At 60.7% G+C, this 16,388-nt stretch carries 17 protein-coding genes and 1 pseudogene; 2 read left to right on the top strand and 16 right to left on the bottom strand.

Annotation, left to right across the window (positions count from 1 at the left end; all coding sequences use genetic code 11):
* Nucleotides 1-56: 56 nt before the first annotated feature.
* From HMPREF3009_RS01060 to HMPREF3009_RS13510, 5 genes are all read right to left on the bottom strand, one after another.
* A complete protein-coding gene (locus HMPREF3009_RS01060) occupies nt 57-707 on the bottom strand; it encodes a hypothetical protein (protein ID WP_070509870.1) in 651 nt (216 codons plus the stop codon).
* Nucleotides 704-889 (bottom strand): hypothetical protein, encoded by a 186-nt coding sequence (locus HMPREF3009_RS01055; protein WP_034375438.1) that lies wholly within the window; start codon nt 887-889, stop codon nt 704-706. Before HMPREF3009_RS01055 ends, HMPREF3009_RS01060 begins: the two co-directional genes overlap by 4 nt.
* Nucleotides 890-1,036: 147 nt before the next feature.
* On the bottom strand, nt 1,037-2,287 hold the full coding sequence (locus HMPREF3009_RS01050) for a site-specific DNA-methyltransferase (RefSeq protein ID WP_070509873.1): 1,251 nt from the start codon (nt 2,285-2,287) through the stop codon (nt 1,037-1,039).
* Entirely contained in the window at nt 2,259-3,440 is a 1,182-nt protein-coding gene (gene metK / locus HMPREF3009_RS01045; RefSeq protein ID WP_070509876.1) for a methionine adenosyltransferase, read from the bottom strand. Before metK ends, HMPREF3009_RS01050 begins: the two co-directional genes overlap by 29 nt.
* Nucleotides 3,441-3,540: 100 nt before the next feature.
* A complete protein-coding gene (locus HMPREF3009_RS13510) occupies nt 3,541-4,218 on the bottom strand; it encodes a TetR/AcrR family transcriptional regulator (protein ID WP_042406082.1) in 678 nt (225 codons plus the stop codon).
* Nucleotides 4,219-4,310: 92 nt separating this feature from the next.
* Between HMPREF3009_RS13510 and HMPREF3009_RS01035 the strand changes: the two genes are divergently transcribed.
* Nucleotides 4,311-5,540, top strand: a complete 1,230-nt coding sequence (locus tag HMPREF3009_RS01035) for an MFS transporter (RefSeq protein ID WP_070679470.1) — start codon at nt 4,311-4,313, stop codon at nt 5,538-5,540.
* Here HMPREF3009_RS01035 and HMPREF3009_RS01030 read toward each other — a convergent pair whose 3' ends face one another.
* The 8 genes and pseudogenes from HMPREF3009_RS01030 to HMPREF3009_RS00995 all read right to left on the bottom strand — a co-directional run bounded on the left by HMPREF3009_RS01030 (nt 5,541) and on the right by HMPREF3009_RS00995 (nt 12,566).
* A complete protein-coding gene (locus HMPREF3009_RS01030) occupies nt 5,541-6,098 on the bottom strand; it encodes a P27 family phage terminase small subunit (RefSeq protein WP_042406079.1) in 558 nt (185 codons plus the stop codon).
* A gap of 247 nt (nt 6,099-6,345) precedes the next feature.
* Nucleotides 6,346-6,724 (bottom strand): annotated as a pseudogene (locus HMPREF3009_RS01025) (HNH endonuclease).
* 155 nt (nt 6,725-6,879) lie between these two features.
* Nucleotides 6,880-7,344, bottom strand: coding sequence for a hypothetical protein (locus HMPREF3009_RS01020; RefSeq protein WP_005295537.1), 465 nt, complete (start codon nt 7,342-7,344; stop codon nt 6,880-6,882).
* Complete coding sequence (locus HMPREF3009_RS01015; RefSeq protein ID WP_070679467.1) at nt 7,341-8,702, bottom strand: DEAD/DEAH box helicase; 1,362 nt, start codon at nt 8,700-8,702, stop codon at nt 7,341-7,343. The genes HMPREF3009_RS01020 and HMPREF3009_RS01015 overlap by 4 nt, the downstream gene beginning before the upstream one ends.
* Nucleotides 8,683-8,961 (bottom strand): VRR-NUC domain-containing protein, encoded by a 279-nt coding sequence (locus HMPREF3009_RS01010; protein WP_060797806.1) that lies wholly within the window; start codon nt 8,959-8,961, stop codon nt 8,683-8,685. Before HMPREF3009_RS01010 ends, HMPREF3009_RS01015 begins: the two co-directional genes overlap by 20 nt.
* A 136-nt stretch (nt 8,962-9,097) precedes the next feature.
* A complete protein-coding gene (locus HMPREF3009_RS01005) occupies nt 9,098-11,197 on the bottom strand; it encodes a phage/plasmid primase, P4 family (protein WP_232751592.1) in 2,100 nt (699 codons plus the stop codon).
* Between the two features lie 161 nt (nt 11,198-11,358).
* Nucleotides 11,359-11,802 (bottom strand): DUF7768 domain-containing protein, encoded by a 444-nt coding sequence (locus tag HMPREF3009_RS01000; RefSeq protein WP_070509882.1) that lies wholly within the window; start codon nt 11,800-11,802, stop codon nt 11,359-11,361.
* Nucleotides 11,799-12,566 (bottom strand): phage antirepressor, encoded by a 768-nt coding sequence (locus HMPREF3009_RS00995; RefSeq protein WP_070509885.1) that lies wholly within the window; start codon nt 12,564-12,566, stop codon nt 11,799-11,801. The genes HMPREF3009_RS01000 and HMPREF3009_RS00995 overlap by 4 nt, the downstream gene beginning before the upstream one ends.
* A 163-nt stretch (nt 12,567-12,729) precedes the next feature.
* Between HMPREF3009_RS00995 and HMPREF3009_RS00990 the strand changes: the two genes are divergently transcribed.
* Complete coding sequence (locus HMPREF3009_RS00990) at nt 12,730-13,551, top strand: TIGR02391 family protein (protein WP_070679464.1); 822 nt, start codon at nt 12,730-12,732, stop codon at nt 13,549-13,551.
* Here HMPREF3009_RS00990 and HMPREF3009_RS00985 read toward each other — a convergent pair.
* From HMPREF3009_RS00985 to HMPREF3009_RS00975, 3 genes are all read right to left on the bottom strand, one after another.
* Nucleotides 13,536-15,497 carry a DNA polymerase gene (locus HMPREF3009_RS00985; RefSeq protein ID WP_070509891.1) on the bottom strand — a complete coding sequence of 654 codons (1,962 nt, stop codon included), beginning with the start codon at nt 15,495-15,497 and terminating at the stop codon, nt 13,536-13,538. The two genes, HMPREF3009_RS00990 and HMPREF3009_RS00985, sit on opposite strands and share 16 nt — an antisense overlap.
* An 88-nt stretch (nt 15,498-15,585) precedes the next feature.
* Nucleotides 15,586-15,795: a DUF1049 domain-containing protein gene (locus HMPREF3009_RS00980; protein ID WP_070509894.1), complete on the bottom strand. Its 210-nt coding sequence runs from the start codon at nt 15,793-15,795 to the stop codon at nt 15,586-15,588.
* Nucleotides 15,796-15,812: 17 nt separating this feature from the next.
* On the bottom strand, nt 15,813-16,370 hold the full coding sequence (locus HMPREF3009_RS00975; protein ID WP_070679462.1) for a DUF2815 family protein: 558 nt from the start codon (nt 16,368-16,370) through the stop codon (nt 15,813-15,815).
* Nucleotides 16,371-16,388 lie beyond the last annotated feature (18 nt).

Here is a 16,388-nt window from a genome sequence, read left to right as displayed (position 1 = left end):
CCCCGCTCGTGGCAGGGTTTCCGGGTGCCAGCAGGTCAGGCGTTGCGATTGATGCGTCAGTTCTCCTTCCTGCTTGCCGGGGTGCGCCAGGCGGCGTCGCCTTCCAGGCCTGCCAGCAAGATGCGGCGTGCCTGCTTGTGTTCGGGGCCGATGAAGCCCAGGGAGAGCAGGAAGCAGCGCATCGTGTACTTGTCATTGCCCGGTGCAGGCGGCGTGGATCGGATCCGGGTTGCCTCCTGGGCGCGCTGGCAGAGCTTTGCCACAAGCGGGATCACCGCCTCGCGTGCCGTCTCCGGCGTAATCGACTCACACCACGGGAACGAGACGGTCTCGTCATCGTTGAACTGCGCGGGTGTGGCCGGGATGCCCAGGGCCTTGGCGATCAGTGGCCCTTTGGCCGCTAGGAGCGCTTCGAGGTTGGCGCGAGTGCGCTCACTCCACCCGGTGGTGGGCATCGTGACCGTCAACGCCACCTCGCCCGGGTCGGCGGTTTCAAAGCCCGCCTTGTGTGCGGACTCGAGCACGGCCTGCGCCTCGATACCATCTGGCAGGTAGAGGGTCCAGTCCCGATCCAGCGTGGCGTCTGCGATCTGGTAGGCAAACGAGGGCGTGCCCAGATAGGTGGCCTCGGTGCCAAGGTGATCGGCGAGAAGCTGGGCGAGCTTTTTCCTGCCCGTTTTGTGCGGGGTGAAGGCGAGGATGCTCATGCCACGACCTCCTTCTCGAACCAGGCGGCCACCATGCTGAGGAAACGCGTCGGGTCGTATTCGATCACGCGCACCACCAGCTGGTAGCCGCGAGCTCTGGCAACCCGCAGGGTTTCCTCGGGGTCGTAGACGTTGACTCCGGCTGCGATGAGCTCGCTGATTTCGATGTGTAATTCACTCATGACCAGTCCTTTTCGCTCGGTTCCCCCAGGTGTGGGGGTGCTTTCGGTCATGTACATACAGCCATACGTTTTTCCGCTTATCCAGTCGTTTTTCCCTCATCAACGGCTCATTTTCACGCCCCTGTTTTCCCTGCATAGTGTGGGGTTTTATTCGCGGTCGCGGTCGACCTGTTTGACCAGATCCAGATACGTGTACTGAGTGTTGCCTCGCTGGCAGGTGATCCCGGCCGCGTCCCCAGTCGCCTCGGCGTAGCGGCGCAGGATCACCGAGGCGTACTTCTCGTCCAACTCCATGAGGTAGGCGATGCGGTCGGTCTGCTCGGCGGCCATCAGGGTCGAACCGCTGCCAGCGAACGTGTCGAGGATGATCGCGTTGGCCTGAGTGGAGTTGCGGATCGGATAGGCCAGCAGGTCCAGCGGCTTGGAGGTCGGGTGGTCGGAGTTCTTACGCGGCTTGGCGAAGTTCCAGATCGTAGTCTGTTTCCGGTCAGCGAACCACTTGTGCTTGGCTCCCTGCTTCCACCCGTAGAGCACTGGTTCGTGCTGCCACTGGTACGGCGAGCGTCCCAGCACGAGGGAGTCTTTGACCCAGATGCAGTAGCCGGAGAGTTTGAACCCGGCGTCGATGAACGCTTTGCGGAAGTTCAGCCCTTCGGTGTCGGCGTGGAACACATACGCCGACCCGCCCTTGTCGAGAACGCCCGCCATGTTGGTAAACGCGGTGAGCAGGAACTCGTAGAACGAGTCGGCCTTCATCGCATCATTCTTGATCGTGAGCCCGTCGGACGACTCGAAGGCGACGTTGTAGGGCGGGTCGGTGAGCACCAGGTTCGCGCTCTTGCCATCCATGAGCACCGCGACATCGTCTGCGTTGGTAGCGTCCCCGCAGACCAGCCGGTGCCTGCCGATAGTCCAAATGTCGCCGCGCTGGACGAACGATGCGGCCTCGAGAGCGGCGGTGAGATCGAAGCCGTCATCGGTGACCTCGTCATCGTCGAGGGAACCAATCATCGCCTGGATTTCGTCATCGTCGAAGCCGGTGAGCTCGGCATCAAAGTCAGCCGCGTCCAGGTCGGCGATGAGCAGGGCCAGCTTGGATTCATCCCAGTCGCCGCTGATCTTGTTCAGCGCGACGTTCAGGGCCTTTTCGCGGGTCTCGTCCAGCTCGACGACCACGCAGTCAACATCGGTGTGGCCCAGGTCAGCGAGTACTTTCAGGCGCTGGTGGCCGCCGACGACGTGGCCGGTGGTGTGGTTGTAGATCACCGGCTCGACGTAACCGAACTCGGTCAGCGACCGCTTGAGTTTCTCGTAGTCCGCGTCCCCGGGCTTCAGGTCCTTACGCGGGTTGTAGTCGGCGGGCTTGAGCTCACTGATGGGTAGCTGCTTGATGAGCACGGCACTTCACCTCCGTGGCGAGCTTGTCGGTAAACGGCAGCGTCCATTCCCACTCGCTCAGGCCATGTCCCATGTGCCCGTAGGTGGCAAGCTTCGCGTAGATGGGGGCTCTAAGGCCGAGGCGGTCGATGATCGCGGCCGGTCGCAGCGGGAAGATCGCCTGGGCGGCGTCGGTGAGGAGCCAGTCCGGGTGCTGACCGGTGCCGAAGGTGTCGATGTGGAACGCGACCGGGTCGGCCTTACCGATCGCATAGGAGATAGCGACGTGGCATTCTTCGGCCAGGCGCGCATCCACCACGGTTTTCGCGATCAGGCGCGCCATGTACGCACCCGTCCGGTCGACCTTGGAGGGGTCCTTACCCGAGAACGCGCCACCGCCGTGCGGGCCGAGCCCACCGTAGGTGTCGACCATGAGCTTGCGCCCGGTCAGCCCGGTATCAGCGGTGGGGCCACCTGTGACGAACCGTCCCGACGGGTTGATCAGGATTTCGGTGTGTTCGTCGATTTCGATCTCGCGACACGCCGCCGAGATAACCAGCGAAATCAGACGCTGGTTGAAATCCTCCACGTTAATGCCTGGCTTGTGCTGGACCGAGACCACAATCGTGGCGATACGTTTAGGGGTTTCGCCGTCATACTCAACAGTGACCTGGGCTTTCCCGTCCGGGCCGAGCTCTGGAATCTTGCCGTCTGTGAATGCTTGATCGAGACGCTTGCAGATCCGGTGAGCATAAACCAGTGGCAACGGGAGTCGTTCTTCGCTCTCGGCTGTGGCGTAGCCGTAGACGGTGCCTTGATCGCCAGCACCAACCATTACGTGAGAACTCGTATCCCCGTGGCGTGCTTCTAAAGATTTATCGACCCCGCCAGCAATATCGCTCGATTGGCAGTGAATTTTGGCGCGGATGCGGAACCGGCGCGGATCATAACCCACATGCTCAAGCGCTGCGCGTACCAGCATCGGAATCTCAAGCTTTGCCTTGCAGGTGATCTCGCCAGCGACATAGATGCGTGCTTTGGTTGCCATCACTTCGACAGCCACTCTGGCGGCAGGGTCTTCGTAGAGGGCACGATCCAAAATGCAGTCGGCGATGTAGTCGCACAGCTTGTCCGGGTGCCCGGCGCGCACGCTTTCAGCGGTTTTCAACGACATATACAACTCGCTTTCATAAATTGATATGGGGTGGGAATAAAAAAGTGAGCGCCAGCTGTGCGGGCGCTCACTAAGACGATGATTGAGAAGTGGGTCAGAGTTAAGGCAGCAGGGTGTGTTCGATGCCGTCTAGGATCACATCGATGACGAGGTCGTAGTATTCCTCGGACATCGCTTCTTCTTCATCAAGGTGTGAGAGAGGCTCCAGGTAAGAGTTGACAATACTGGTCAGTCCAACAGATTGAGCCATCATAGGCTCAAGCCTGACAAGCATTTCGTGCAGGTTGTGGTGAGGTTGGATTTGATTGGATGCGCGCAGGTTTCTCGCTCCGATCGTGTGGATGATCGAGTTCGCGATAATTGTGTAGGCCACAGGCGAATTGTCACCAAACCCAGCTTCTTGTAGTTTGGCCCAGGCTCCATCGATCATCGGCAAAAACTGTTCAGTGAACTTGCCCCGCGCGAACCTGTCGGTAATCCCTGGATATGCTAACAATGCGGGGCGTAGATTGTGAGCCATAGCTCGAAACCAGGCTTTCCATTCAAGGTCCGGGTCGGGAACTTCAATCCCGACACATACCCGGTCTACAACAGCATCACAAATGGCTTCCTTGTTTGGAAAATAATGATAAATCACTGAGGGAACCACGCCCAGTTCACGGGCAATGTCCCGTACTGACCATCCCTCAACGCCACTGATCGCGCTTAACTGTACAGCTTGTTTGACAATCAGCTCGCGTGATAGCCCAGCCCTTCGCCCCGTTAGCACAGTGTTCATAAGGTGACCCTTAACTTATTCCTTGACCCTTACTAGAACACCATTCTACAATATCCCTAAGTGAAACAGTGTTCTAGTAATGGAGTGTAGTGATGCCTGACCCTCGTAGTAATAAGCCGACACAGAGTTCTATTGATCCAGGAGCGCAAGCGAACCTGGTAGTGGGAATCGTTTTTCTCGCCTTTATGGGGCAAATGATTCTCAATCCGATCATCGCGCCACTGTCACGACAGATGGGATTGCGGGAATGGCATATTGGCGCCACTATCTCTTTGGCAGCGATTGTACTAGCGAGCTTGAGTGCTTATTGGGGGCGAGCTTCCCAACGTGTCGGCGCTAAAGGTGTACTCGCTGCCGGGCTTGTGATCGCGATCATCGCTTTGAGCGCCTTCGGTATTGTCTCCTACCTGGGGATGAACCAGGTAGTTGGCGGTGTCGGACTAGTTTTTGGTGTTGTGATCACTCGTGGTTTGCTCTATGGCGGAGGGATTTCAGCGATCGCCCCGACCGCGCAAGCCCACCTGGTCACGCATGCTGCCAGCGAGAACGGGCGGGTAAAAGCACTGGGCATGATTGGAGCGGCTCAAGGGATGGCCTCCATTGTTGGAGGTGTTACTGGAGGTGTGTTAGCCGCTGCTGGTGGCCTGCTCTTGCCCTTGGTGGTCATGCCCGTTGTGATGGTGATTGGTCTGGTTGTTCTCTTGGTGAGTTTCGCACCTCAAAGCCAAGGGCAACTTTTTGCAAAGCCTCAACGGATTCGCTTCACTGATCCGCGTGTAGCTCCCTGGCTAGCAACTGGTCTGGTGATGTTTCTTGTGTTTTCTTCTGTTGCTACGATTTTTGGATTCACTGTTCAAGACCGCTTCGCCCTGTCGGCAACTGCGACCGCAGGTATTTCCGCGATTTACCTGACCATCATGGGCGTGACCATGATCATTGCCCAAGCGGTGATTGCTCCAAAGACAGGGTGGGGAGCAGCGAAGCTTTTACGTACTGGTCTGACCATTACACTAGTTGCAACTGTGCTCATTTGGCCTACCTCCTCGCACGCTTTACTGGTTGTCGGGTGTATCGTGCTGGGGGGAGGTATGGGACTGGCGATGCCCGGGTACAACACTGGCCCAACCTTGAAGATGAGTGCAGATGAGCAAGGCGCAGTGGCTGGCATCATTAACGCTAATAATGGGTTGGCGTACGCGATTGCCCCGCTGGCTTCGACCGCCCTTTACGGGTGGAACCCGCTGGCACCCTTCGCCGTCTGTATCGCCTTGATTGCAGTGGTCGTCATCTACGCCCACACCGCACCCGCACTACGCCAATAACTATGAGCGTGCCTGAAGTAGCCGTTCCATCACGTTATCCGCAGGAGTCGGCCCCGAGTAGTCCACCAGCGAGTTGGCTTTGACCACATCGAAAATCTCGTACCAGAGCGTATTCGCCTGCTTGCTAAACGACTGAGACATGGCCACGAATGGGGACGCGATAGCCGCCCCCGTGGTCGGATGCTTACCCAACAGGCCAAAATCGGAGATTGCTTCTTCGCATTGAATGAACCGAGCAAAATTCTGCGCATAAGCCTCAATCAACCGTGGAGCTACGAGTTTTTCGCAGCCGCGCTCCTTGAGCCAGTTCCAGGTATCGCGGTAGATTACGTCAGCACCCAAAGGGTTACCATCACGCTGCACAGCCGCCAAATAAGCCGAAGGTTCTGGCATTACGCTACCTTCAAGATCCCCGCCCGCTTCCAGATCTGGTGGGTCGAGCGACGCGATGTGGAGGACGCGTGCGTCTTTGCCTTCGGTGATCTTCTCAAACGCAGGTGTGGGCTTCGCACCTGAGCCTGCTCTGCGTCCGCCGCGCAGTGTTCCGTCTTTCGCCATGAAATCTCGCCTCCTTCCAGGCGGTTAGCCCGGTGATGGAGGGCGTGAGGGGTCAATACCTCGTTTGATTCGGCGGTTTTGCGCACGGTTGGCCCCGCCCGCTGAGGAGCAGCCCAGCTGTAGAGATCCGCTCGCCCCCACCCCCTCGGCAAGCGCGCCACGTCGCCTCGTGCCGGGCCAGCGGCCTCGAGGTCGGCACAGGTGAGGGTCGGCAGGGAGGCCGCGGCAGGCGGGCACACAGCGCTTTTTAGTAGCTGTAGACCCGGGGGGGCTTGTCGCCACCGGTCGCCATCGAGCGCGGACTGGCGCGAGTGGCACGGCTTGCACAGACTGCGCAGGTTCGACTCGTCGTGGGTGCCGCCGTGGTCGAGCGGGATCACGTGGTGGACCTCAGCCACGGGCGTGTACCGGCCACGGGCCAGGCAGTCCTCGCACAACGGGTGGGCTTCGACGTAGGCCGCGCGGATCTTTCGCCACCGGTGGTCGTAGCGTCGGTTGATCTTCGGGTCGCGCTGGTAGGTCCGGTAGCGGGTGTCCTCGGCGCGGGCGTGCTCGGGGCAGAACCTCGTCTCGGTCAGCTCGGGGCAGCCGGGCTGGGAGCACGGGCGCTTGGGTTTGAAAGGCATCCGTCTCACCACCCTTGTCGTTCATGGCAACGACCCCCAGACGAACCGTGATGATTCGTCTGGGGGTCGGGACCTACTTTTCAACCACTTACAGCATGCGACAGGCACACCCTGAAAGTCATCCCCTCTTTGCGACACTCATGCGCGCCAATGCTTCAGTCTCTGCCGAACAAGAGACGCGCGAAGCGGGCAAGGGCGCGCTGCTTCTTGGCGAAGGCAGTCTTGCGTTCGACGTAGAAGTGTTCGGCGACTTTGACGGCGGCGTCCTCGGCGGAGAGGTCGTCGAGGAAGAATACCTCGAGGACCAGCCGGTCATCGTCGCTGAGGCTTTCCCAGGCCGGGTTGAACCAATCCATGTAGGCCTGCGCTTTTTGGTTGCGGGCTTTGAGCGCGTCGAGGTTGTCGAGGATCGAGCAGACTCTCGCTTCACCGGCGTGCGGGTTGTTGCCCCGTGGCAGGCCGTCGAATCGGGGTGAGCCGATTGAGGTCAGTGAGGCTTTGAGCTCGTTGGCGTACCCGTCGCCTTGCTGGAGAATGACAGCTTGGGTTGCGTAGTCCTGGAGAACGCCGATGGCGGCTTTGCGGTAGTCGAAGTAGTCCCAGATGGGGTGGTCGTTCATGAGTGTGCCTGCTTTCCCAGAGTGTCGGCGACCGCATTGATCAACGCAGCCTGTGTCATGTCTTTGTTGTCCAGCGCGGCCAGTACCGCCTCATCGAGGGTGTGGTTGGCGGCCAGGTGGGTGATCGTCACCGGCTGGTCTTGTCCCTGGCGGTAGAGCCTTGCGTTGGTCTGTTGGTAGAGCTCCAAGGACCAGGTCAAGGAGAACCAGACCAGGAGGTTGCCGCCTTGCTGGAGGTTGAGCCCGTGTCCGGCTGAGGCCGGGTGGATGAGCGCCAGCGGAATCTCGCGGGCGTTCCACGCTTTGATGTCGGTACTGGTTTTCAGCTCGCGGGCCCCAGGGAAGCGTTCGGTGATGCGCTCACGGTCGTGTTTGAACCAGTAGGCCACGAGCAGCGGCTGGCCGTTGGCCGCCTCCACGAGGTCTTCGAGCGCGTCGAGCTTGCGGTCGTGCACCACCACGGTGTTGCCGTCCTCGTCGTAGATCGCACCGGAGGCCAGCTGGAGCAGCTTGCCTGACAGTGCTGCGGCGTTCGCGGCATCGATGACCTGCCCGTCGAGGTCGAGCACCATCTCATCTCGCAACCGCTCGTAGGCTTTGCGCTCCTTCGGTTCGAGGTCGACGAGCGTCGTGGTGACCGTCAGCTCGGGCAGGCGCAGGTGGTCGGTGGTGCGCATCGACAAGGTGATGTCGCTGATCGCCTCGTAGATCTCGTCCTCGGCACCGGGTGCGGGCTTGTAGGTGAAGATCTGCTGGCCGTTTCGCCGATCGGGTACGAACCAGCGGTTGCGGTAGTGGGTGATGAACCTGCCGAGGCGCTGGCCCTCATCAAGGAGACGGAACTGCGCCCACAGGTCCATCAGCCCGTTGGCTGCTGGCGTGCCGGTCAGTCCCACGATCCGGGTGCGACGTGGCCGCACGGAGGCGAGTGCTTTGAACCGTTGCGCCCGGTGGTTCTTAAACGAGCTCAGCTCGTCGATGACGACCATGTCGAACGGCCAGGCTTTGCCGAGGTGGCGCACCAGCCAGGGCACGTTTTCGCGGTTGATGACGGTCACCATCGCCTCGGCTGCAAGCGCGTCCACCCGCTGGGCTTTCGACCCCACGGCCACGGCAATGGTGAGTCCTGCCAGGTGGTCCCATTTGGTGGCCTCGGCGGGCCAGGTATCGCGGGCGACTCGCAGGGGTGCGACGATGAGGACGCGGCGGGCTTGGAAGGAGTCCAGCAGCAGGTTCCAGATTGCCGTCAAGGTGATCACCGTCTTGCCTAGCCCCATCCCGAGCAGGATCGCGGCCTGCGGGTGGTCTTCAATGAAGGCGGTGGCCAGTTGTTGGTAGTCATGCGGCTCGTAGCGCATCAGCCACCTCCTTTGCGCCTTCGATGCTGTCGACGATGATCACGTCCATGCCGTGGTCTGTGAGCTGCTGGATGCGGCGGCGTTGGATGGGGCGTGGGAGGCGTCCGGGTGCTTTGAGTTCGACGAAGATGACGCGTCCGTGATGGATGCAGATGCGGTCTGGGACCCCTGCGGTGCCGGGGCTGGTGAATTTCCAGCACAGGCCACCGATCGCCTCAACGGCTTTTTTCAAGTGTTGTTCGATTGCTTGCTCGTTCATGGTTCATGTCCTCTCGTGTGAGAGGCCCATGACGACCTATGACGATGCGATATGGACTTTTCCTAAGGGCTATATTTTCTGCCCTATAGCAAACTCACATATGGGTCGTCATAGGTCGTCATAAGGCCCGTCTGGCTTAGTTGTCGAACTCGTTCTTCAAGGCCAAACCGTGGACGAACATGCCGTGCATCGTCTTTTTGCGAATGAAGCCGTGGTGTTCGACGGTGGCGTTGAAATCGACCATGGGACGCGCCCACCCGGAGGTCGACATCGCCCACGCCCGATAGGCCTGATACAAATCCCCGGCCCGTTCCGACAGCCCCGGGTCAAGGTCGCAGTTGGCGTCAAGGAACTGAGCGAACCAGTTGTTCTCTTCCCGATACGCCGCCGATGCCTCCACCACTCGGGCAGGAGCCTTGAGGTGGTAGTCCTCGGCGTGGATGAGGCGCGCGCCCTCCATAATCCAGGCCAGGATCGCCCCGCCTGCCTGCGTGTAGAGGTAGTCGGCATAGTTCTTGATGTCGGATGTGCCTTCGATCTTCGCCTCGAAGGGAATGACGATGAGCCTGCGCCAGATGCCCGCATCCATCGCACCCACCCTGGGCAGATGGTTCGTGTAGAGAATCAAGGTGTGCGACGGGGTGAAGGCAAACGGTGCCTTGTACTTCTTCTCCGCGTAGATCTGATCGGTGGAAGCCAGCTGCTTGACCACCGAGGTGGACATGCGCACGCCCTCTTCGGATTCGGCAGAGATGATGAGGCGTTTGCCTTTGGCCTCAGCCAGCTCCGGTTTGACGTTGCGCATCCCACCGATCGTGAGCACATCAGCACTCATGTTGCCTGCATACGTGCCTAAGACTCTGGCGATGGTGTTCCAGAACGTCGATTTGCCGTTGCGACCATCTCCGTAAGCGATGACGAGGGCTTCGACGAAGACTTGCCCGATCGCAGCAAGGCCGACGATGCGCTGCACGTAGGCGATGAGCTCGGCATCGCCTTGGAAGAACACCTCGAGGGCTTCCTGCCACAGGTGCGCGCCGTCGGTGCCCGGGTCGAGGCTGGTCTGCTTGGTCACCAGATCCGCCGGATCATGGTCGTGGCGCGACATGGTCCCGTGGCGCAGATCGTAGGTGCCTGATGGGGTGTTGAGCAGATACGGGTCGGCATCGAGCTGCTCAGGGGTGGTCAGCAGCATGGGGCGGGCTTCTTTCAGGCAGTTGGTGATCCCGCGTGATTCTCGGCGTTTGAGCGCGTAGGCCGCATAGGTTTTCGCGTCCTCGAACGCGGCGAACGCCTCCTGTTGGGCGGCGTTAAACATGGCCTGGGCTTTCGCCTTCGACATCGACGCCAACAACATGGCAGCCCCCGTGGCGGCGAGCTGGTCTTTGGCGTCTTCGAGCAGCTCGTGGGCCTCGGCCAGTTGGCGTTCGGTGAGCTCCTGGACGACGGCTTGGGCAGCGGGAGCGGATTCGTACCAGACACCGTCGTAATAGACGAGCCAGTCGGTGGCCTCCGAGTAGCGCAGCGAGTCCGGGTACGCCTTGGATAGGGCGTGGGCTTGGCCGACGTCGCTGTAATCGGCGGGGCGTACCGAATCCAGGCTCGCCTCAAAATCCTCTGGTGGCACATACCCGGGCTGGTTCTCGACCGTCTTGGCGAACCGGGTGGCCGACCGCCAGATCGACTCCACCTCCGCCTCGGGCAGCGGCGGGTTGCAGCGAGCAGCCTTGCGGTCAAACAAGTCGCGTGCCTCATCGGTCGTGCCGAGGCGAATCAGCAGCCTGCCAGCAAACCTCGACAAGGTCGCATTACGCGAACCCTCCTCGATCGCCTTGGTGCCCTCATCCCACTGGGCGAACACGTCCTCATCGACCGTGTCGGCAAGCCAGGTGTCGATGGTGCGCTCACCCTCGACCACGGTGATACTCGGATTAGTGTGGCCGTAGATGAAACGGCCAGCGTCGATCGCGTTAGGGTCGAAGAACTCGAACCGGGCGGCGAGCTGCTTCTTGAGCCCCGCGTAGGCCTCAGCATCAGTTACGGGGTCTATCGGGAAGTAGACGTGGAAGCGGGGTCTTGCCGACTGGGCTCCTTTCGCCCGCTGGTGGTTGCGGGAGGTGGCGGTCATCAACGCCACACCCTCCAGCCTCTTAATCAGCGATTCCGGGGTGACCCATTCGGCCTGCTCCTCGGTGTGGGAGTTGTCGACGTCCATGACCAGGCAGTTCGAGGTCACGAAACTGCCAGCCGACCGCCTGCCACCCACGTACTCGGCAACCACATGATCCAACCTGGCGACCGCCTCCAGGTCGGCTGCCGTGGTCACGGTGTGCGGGTTCGGGTAGTGTGCGTTGTTTTGCTGGCCCGCCACCTGCGCGGTGAACATCGTCATCGCCTTCATAGGGTGACCTCCTCAAAGTCAGCATCGAGATAGGTGATCGGCAGTTCGAGGTGGTGAGCCCATTCGATCTCGGCGCGCATCCCTGCCGAGACACGGGCCGTGTAGACCCAGATCGCCTCACACTTGCTCAGAAGAATTCGGTTGAAAAACATCGCCAACTCGCGCTCGCTCGCGTCGGTGTCGTCCATGAATTGCGGAAACAACAGGTGCGGCGCGAGCGGGATCTTGTGCCGTGACACCGCGTGAGCACACAACGCGCGAGCCAGCTCCACGTTGTTCTCGACGGCACCGGCGTACGGGGAGCAGATGTAGACCAAAGGCCGGTATCCGTACTCGGCGCGCTGGAGACTCTTCAGCGCCTTGTACGCGGTGGGATCTGGGTAGCCCTCCGTGTTGTGGGGCGAGAAACCCAGGTCGATGTTGACAGCAGTCGTCGTCATGCCGCACCGCCGTCCTGCTCGATGACCGGCAGCAGGCCGAACTGGTTCTTCAACAGGTCATAGACGAACAAGCGACCCTTCTGGGTCCAGTACATGTGCGTGCGGGTCTTACCCTCGTCGTACTCGTGGGTCTTGGACTGCGTGTAGCCCTGCTCGGCAAAGGGGGCGTAGAGGAACCAGCGGCCGGACTGCCTGAACTGCACCCCGGCGTCGTGCAGCAGCAAGTTCAGCTTCTTCGCCGACAAGCCATAGTCCTTGGCGATCTCGGTGATGGTCAGTAGCGAGTCCGACTGGAGCACGACATCGTAGTAGGAGACCTTCGGGGCGGCCTCAAGCAGGGCCTGCTCGGCTGCCAGCCGCTTGGCCCGCTCGGAGCGAAGCTGGACGATGGCGTGCTCGAGGAACTCGTCGTTGTCTAAGAGTTCGTCGATGGCGTAGACGCCATGGCGGCGGATCGTGGGGAGGACCTCGTTGACAACCCAGGCTTCGAAGTCCTGGGCTGCGGGGAGCTTGGAGGAGAAGATGAGCCGGTACAGGTCACCTTCGGTGATGAACCGGGCTTCTTGAGTGCGACCGAGCGCATCCGTGATGGGGTGGTGAAACGCCACCCCACGTCCATGCTGCTTGATGGCGTTAACTGGATCTTTGTACCCCAAGGCGGTGGCCACATCGCGGCCACAGAAATACACCTTGTCCTCATGCTCGACAGTTCGGATCGTTCCAAAGGCATCGTTGGTGAATACCTGAAGATCTCTCGTAGCCATGTCTGGCTCCTTCTAAGAGCCAGGATTGACGTGAATTCCAGCAAGCCACGGGTGCGGCCGCGTCGGGCTCTCACGCATACGCCCCTGAGCGCGCAAGAATCCGGACACCCGGGTCTTGCTGAAATACTCAGGCCACTCGCTCACATGAGAAGCTGGAGCGGTGATGCAGTCCGATTCTTTCTCCCAACGCTCGACTATCCGCAGTATTGCGAATGTCCTGGCAAGTACCGATTTGCCGGGCCTAAGCGGAAGCCAAATCGACGAGCTTCTCCTCGACATTGGTGCGCCACCGCGTGTTGCCGGGAGTAAGCGAGAAGGACTGTTTGGCGCGCTTACGGAAGGAATGTCCGCAGCGCAAGCAGGTCAACTCACTCGTGAGTTCATAACGACTGCGATGAGCCCGGCACGGCATACCACCGATCGTCAGCGTTGGAATGATTTGCGCCGCTTGCTCAACAAGGTGCTGGCGACCGAAGGATGGCATATCGACGATGCTGGCGAGTTGACCCAACTCGCTGAGGCGGCACGCACATTCGATGATATCGAGCGTCTTACCAGCTCTCTCGTGGAGGAACTTCAGCGGCGCGGTACCCACGAACGCCTAATGGAGTATTGCAGCCAAGAACTGATCGCGGAGTCTCTGTTCCACGCGATATCCGAGGCAGCCAAGTCGATCCCTGACCGCATCCGTATCCTTACTAGCTTGACCGACGATGGTCAGGAGTTGTTCGATATAGCTTTGGGAACAAACAATTCTGCCCCTAAGCTCGTGATTAATAGCTTTTCCACGGAGTCGGAAAAATCAGAGCACAAGGGTTTTAAGAACCTGCTTATAGGGATCCACGGGCACTATCGCAATCCCCGCGCTCACAAAACCCGACTAGGTAGTGAGGAAGGTAAACATGGCTTCCTCGATGCCTTCAGCTTGTTCTCCTATGTCCATCGTCGCCTCGATTCCGCCCAGCAATATCAGTCCTTCATGTAGAAATCACACACGTACCCGTCTGCCGCTAGCGGCAACCCCTGCGCCCAGTCGGGCGCGGTGGCCATCAGTTTGCAGATCTCGTCCACGGTGGCCGTGGCGGTCTCCACCACGATCTCGTCATGGACGTGCATGACGATCCTGTGCCCAGCGCGATCGACCTGGTGCATGCCGAACGTGAGCAGATCGCGGGCGACGGCTTGGACGATGTTCTCGGTGAGTTTCCCACCGTAGGTTTCTAACTGGCCCCATTTGCGCCCGGTGGTCACACCTTCGTGGGTGATGGATGTGCCGCCGAATCTGTTCTCACCCAGCTTGGGTTTTACGTAAGCGAGGCGACGCCCAGATGGTAGGCGGATGAACATGACCCCGGATTCGACGGTGAACGTCAGCGGGCCAACATGGGTGGGCAGACGCGTGGCGATCGTGTCGATGGCGGCGGCGTTGATGTCGGCCCACAGCTGCACCACGCTGGGGTTGGCGGCCCGCCACGCATCGACCAGCGGCTGGAGTTCGGATTCAACCAGCCCCATCCGCAGTGCCCCCATGGCTTTCAGAGCGCCGACGCCGCCTTGATAGCCACAGGCGAGCACAGCAATCTTTCCTTTCTGACGCAGCTCGGCGTTGGCTCCGTGCTTGTCGACGGGGACTCCGAACATGCGGCTCGCGGTCTCGCAGTACAGATCCTTCCCGTCACGGAAGGCCTGAAGCGTGGTGGTCTCGCCTGCGAGCCAGGCGATGACCCGCGCCTCGATCGCGGAGAAGTCGGCCACCACGAACCGGTGCCCGTCGGCGGGGACGAAAGCCGTGCGGATCAACTGCGAGAGTGTGTCGGGCACGGAGTCGTAGAGCAGCTCGACCGCATCAAAGTCTCCGGCCCGCACGAGGGCTCTGGCCTCGGCCAGGTCGGGTAGGTAGTTGCGGGGCAGGTTTTGGACTTGGACGAGGCGGCCAGCGAAACGTCCGGTGCGTCCAGCCCCGTAGAACTGGAGGAACCCGCGTCCGCGCCCATCACGACCTGCCACGTGCTGCATGGCCTCGTACTTCTTCACCGACGACTTCGCAAGCTCACCGCGCAGCAGGAGGACCTCACGCACCTGGCCGGTAGCGGTGTCGAGCGCGGCGGCGACTTCGTCTTTCGTCAGTGACTGCAGGGGCGTGCCGTGAGCGGCGAGCCACTCTTTCAGCTGGATCGGCGAGTTCGGGTTCTCCAGTCCAGTGAGTTCCTGGGCGCGGGCTAGCGTGGTGGCGCGGTGTTGCCGGTCGCACTGGACCGCGTTGTCCACGAGAACCTGGTCGAGCTGAATGCCGGTGTCGTTGACGTTCTGGTCGAGGGCGTAGGTGTCCCATTCGGACGCTGGGAGCGGGAAGTCGGCTAGCCGGTCGTGGATGGCGAGTTCGACCTCGACGTCGCGCCGGTTGTAGGAGATGAACTGCTCCCACCCGCCCGGGTCGGATGCAGGCGGGTTGCGCATCCCGCCCTGGTTGAGCACGCTCGGTGTCGCCGGGGGACAGAACTGGCGGATCAGTTTCTTACCTGCACTGTCTTTCCGTACCGGCAGGTCAAGGACGGTGGCGACCTGGTCCAGACTCATCGGCAGGCCGAGGTAGGCGGACCAGACCATGGTGCAGTGCCACTGGGCAGGGTCCAGGAACCTGCGGCCTTCCATGAGTTCTGGATGGTGTCTGGCCAGCCAGATTGAGAGGCAGATGCGCTCGAATGCCGCGTTGAACGCCCACTTCACTACGTGCGGGTCGACGAGTGCGGCCAGCACCTTTTCGGGGAACTGGTGTCCGTTGGCGAGATCGACGACCTCAACCGGGCCTCCGTCGGTCGAGTAGCCGAACAAGAGGAGCTCGAAGTCGTCGTGGTCGGCGTAGGGGTACACCCCAGTCTTCGCCAGGTTCACCGGCGAATAGGTCTCGAGGTCAATGAAGAGTTCACGCATGCGCGACAGCTCCTAGAAAACAATGGGTGCTGGGAGAAGACCACACCCCAGAAGTGGGCGTGGTGGTCCTCCCAGCACGGGTGAAGGGTTAGTGGTCGTGGTCAGCGCGGTACTTCTCGAGCTCGGCCTCGCTGTCAGCCATGAGCTTGTCGATGCGCTTGCGATCGCGGCGGATAGCCCGCCGTTCGGCAATCACAGAGGAGACCTTGATGACGATGAGACCGAGGACAGCGCCAACGAGCAGTGCCACAACTGTGGTGGTGTTTGCTGACAGCGCTGCCGAATAACACTCGTTCATGATGCTTCTCCGCTCTTCTAGTTGAGGAAGTCGTCCGAGGCTGCTGCGAAGCCTCCGAAGTCGGCCTCGGCGCTGATCCGGTTGCCGCCGAGCGGTTCACCATCACGCAGCTTCTGGATGTTGCCCAGCCCGCAGGCGATACCCCGGTTGCCGTTCGTGTTGAACGCGTAGAACGAGATGCTCACTCGCGCGTAGCAGCCCGAGTAGACCTCGCTGGCGTCCAAGATCGGCTGCAGAGAAGCATCCACGACCTGCGGCGGGGGGGGCGAGTTGGCGTTGACGAACATCGCGTTCGCATAGGCCTCGTCATCGCGCTCGATATCCCCATCACGCAGCGGGAGCTTCAAAGCAGCCTTGTTGGGCCGCTTGCCACCGAACTTGCCAATCCCGGCATCGATCGCCGCGTCAATGGCGCGTTCGATCTTGGCCAGGGTCTCGGTGTCGGACTTCGGGATGATCAGCGACACGGAGTACTTGGGCTTGCCGCCCTGGATGGACTTCGCCTCGAAAATGTTGGCGTAGGACAGGCGAACTTCGCCGGTGACCACACGGGTCGGATTCGTGGTTGCAGACATCTTGTCTTACCTTCTTTC

Origin of the sequence: Corynebacterium sp. HMSC034H07, assembly GCF_001815175.1 — a bacterium.
Classification (GTDB): Bacteria; Actinomycetota; Actinomycetes; order Mycobacteriales; family Mycobacteriaceae; genus Corynebacterium; species Corynebacterium hiratae.
This window is presented reverse-complemented; position numbering and strand designations above follow the sequence as displayed.

Excerpts from the sequence above, each read along its gene's own strand:
- HMPREF3009_RS00985 (WP_070509891.1), bottom strand. The coding sequence starts at position 15,497 with ATGCGTGAACTCTTCATTGACCTCGAGACCTATTCGCCGGTGAACCTG.
- HMPREF3009_RS01020 (WP_005295537.1), bottom strand. The coding sequence starts at position 7,344 with ATGAACGACCACCCCATCTGGGACTACTTCGACTACCGCAAAGCCGCC.
- HMPREF3009_RS01060 (WP_070509870.1), bottom strand. The coding sequence starts at position 707 with ATGAGCATCCTCGCCTTCACCCCGCACAAAACGGGCAGGAAAAAGCTC.
- HMPREF3009_RS01015 (WP_070679467.1), bottom strand. The coding sequence starts at position 8,702 with ATGCGCTACGAGCCGCATGACTACCAACAACTGGCCACCGCCTTCATT.
- metK (WP_070509876.1), bottom strand. The coding sequence starts at position 3,440 with ATGTCGTTGAAAACCGCTGAAAGCGTGCGCGCCGGGCACCCGGACAAG.
- HMPREF3009_RS00975 (WP_070679462.1), bottom strand. The coding sequence starts at position 16,370 with ATGTCTGCAACCACGAATCCGACCCGTGTGGTCACCGGCGAAGTTCGC.
- HMPREF3009_RS01030 (WP_042406079.1), bottom strand. The coding sequence starts at position 6,098 with ATGGCGAAAGACGGAACACTGCGCGGCGGACGCAGAGCAGGCTCAGGT.
- HMPREF3009_RS01000 (WP_070509882.1), bottom strand. The coding sequence starts at position 11,802 with ATGACGACGACTGCTGTCAACATCGACCTGGGTTTCTCGCCCCACAAC.
- HMPREF3009_RS13510 (WP_042406082.1), bottom strand. The coding sequence starts at position 4,218 with ATGAACACTGTGCTAACGGGGCGAAGGGCTGGGCTATCACGCGAGCTG.
- HMPREF3009_RS01035 (WP_070679470.1), top strand. The coding sequence starts at position 4,311 with ATGCCTGACCCTCGTAGTAATAAGCCGACACAGAGTTCTATTGATCCA.
- HMPREF3009_RS00980 (WP_070509894.1), bottom strand. The coding sequence starts at position 15,795 with ATGAACGAGTGTTATTCGGCAGCGCTGTCAGCAAACACCACCACAGTT.
- HMPREF3009_RS00990 (WP_070679464.1), top strand. The coding sequence starts at position 12,730 with ATGCAGTCCGATTCTTTCTCCCAACGCTCGACTATCCGCAGTATTGCG.
- HMPREF3009_RS01010 (WP_060797806.1), bottom strand. The coding sequence starts at position 8,961 with ATGAACGAGCAAGCAATCGAACAACACTTGAAAAAAGCCGTTGAGGCG.
- HMPREF3009_RS00995 (WP_070509885.1), bottom strand. The coding sequence starts at position 12,566 with ATGGCTACGAGAGATCTTCAGGTATTCACCAACGATGCCTTTGGAACG.
- HMPREF3009_RS01055 (WP_034375438.1), bottom strand. The coding sequence starts at position 889 with ATGAGTGAATTACACATCGAAATCAGCGAGCTCATCGCAGCCGGAGTC.